Annotated in this window: 1 protein-coding gene; it reads left to right on the forward strand. The window is 76.9% G+C overall.

What is annotated here, in order from left to right; genetic code table 11:
- Positions 1 to 516, forward strand: a 516-nt coding sequence (locus tag ACYVE7_RS35605; RefSeq protein WP_460371131.1) for an Lhr family ATP-dependent helicase, incomplete at both ends; no start/stop codon positions are given.

Genomic DNA, 516 nt, shown 5'->3' on the forward strand with positions numbered 1-516 from the left:
GAGCAGCTCCAGGGCGCCGCCGTGCCCGCCTCCGCGCTCGAGACCCTGATCCTCCCGGCGCGGGTGCCGGGCTACACGCCGGCGCTGCTCGACGAGCTGACGTCGGCGGGCGAAGTGGTCTGGGCGGGGCGCGGCGCGCTCCCCGGCGGCGACGGCTGGATCTCCCTCCAGCTCGCCGACACCGCGCCGCTGCTCCTGCCCCAGCCGTCCGACCTCACCCTCACCCCGCTCCACCAGTCGCTTCTCGACCTGCTGGCCGACGGCTCCGCGCACTTCTTCCGCACCCTCTCCGACCGCCTCAACGCCCCGCCCACCGCCTCCCCCCTCGCCCGGCGGGCGTCCGAAGGCGCGGGCGGGGAGCCCAAGCGGGAGCGGATCGGGGACCAGGAGCTGGTGGAAGCGCTCTGGGATCTGGTGTGGGCGGGATATCTGACCAACGACACCCTCGCCCCGTTGCGGGCGGCGCTGGGCGCGGGCAGACCGGCGCATCGCGCGCGGGCAGGGCGGCGCGGGCGG

The sequence above is a fragment of the Actinocorallia lasiicapitis genome (assembly GCF_054778695.1).